This is a genomic window from Variovorax sp. 20P10.2.4 (genome assembly GCF_058244205.1).
This window is the reverse complement of sequence record NZ_JBZAYE010001190.1, coordinates 1-1,051: the sequence shown is the minus strand read 5'-3', so window position 1 is coordinate 1,051 and position 1,051 is coordinate 1. Positions and strand designations below refer to the sequence as shown.

Genomic DNA, 1,051 nt, shown 5'->3' with positions numbered 1-1,051 from the left:
GCCGAATCCGAGCCGCCTGCGCTCGAAGCGACACCCGAGCCCGTCGCGGCACCGGTGCCCCAGCCGGAGCCCGAACCCGCGCGTGCCGAACCGGCGCGCCTGCCGCCCCGGGACGAGGAAGATTCGGACGACCGTTCCGAGGACGAAGAAGACGAGGAAGACCCCGACGACGAGGAGGACGACCTCGACCGCGCGCGCCGCGCCGCCGAGCGCGAGCAGCGCAATGCGCCGCCGCCCGAGCCGATCCGCTTCGCCGACGTCATCTCGGGCCAGTTCGACGCCGACGAGGACAGCCCCGAGGTGCCGCCGCTCAAGCGCGTGCTGCTGCCCGAGGCCGATTCGCCCAAGCTGCACAAGGTGCTGGCGCAGGCCGGGCTCGGCTCGCGCCTGGAGATGGAGCAACTGATCCTGCAGGGGCGCATCTCGGTCAACAACGAGCCGGCCCACATCGGCCAGCGCATCCAGTACGGCGACCAGGTCAAGATCAACGGCAAGCCGATCCGCTACCGGATCGCGCCGCCGCCGCCGCGCGTGATCGCCTATCACAAGCCCGTGGGCGAGGTCGTCACGCACGACGATCCGCAGAACCGCCCGACCGTGTTCCGCAAGCTGCCGCGCCTGCACCAGGGCAAGTGGCAGTCGGTCGGCCGGCTCGACCTGAACACCGAAGGCCTGCTGCTGTTCAGCAGCTCGGGCGACCTGGCCAACCAGCTGATGCATCCGCGCTTCGGCCTGGAGCGCGAGTACGCGGTGCGCGTGCTCGGCGCGATCAGCAGCGAAGAACGGCAGAAGCTGCTCGACGGCGTGCGCCTCGACGACGGCATGGCGCAGTTCGGCACCATCGAGGACGGTGGCGGCGAAGGCTCCAACTGCTGGTACCGCGTCACCATTTCCGAAGGCCGCAACCGCGAGGTGCGCCGGCTGTTCGAGTCGGTGGGCCATGCGGTCAGCCGGCTGATCCGCATCCGCTACGGCGCGATGGTGCTGCCGCGCGGCCTCAAGCGCGGCGCCTGGATGGAGCTCGACGAGCGCGACATCCGCGCGCTGTTCC

1 protein-coding gene is annotated in these 1,051 nt (G+C 70.9%); it reads left to right on the top strand.

All coding sequences use genetic code 11. The features are described 5' to 3' along the window. Positions 1-54: 54 nt before the first annotated feature. Positions 55-1,051 (top strand): pseudouridine synthase (locus tag AC27VN_RS42210; RefSeq protein WP_490880627.1); only part of this gene is annotated, 997 nt, incomplete at its 3' end.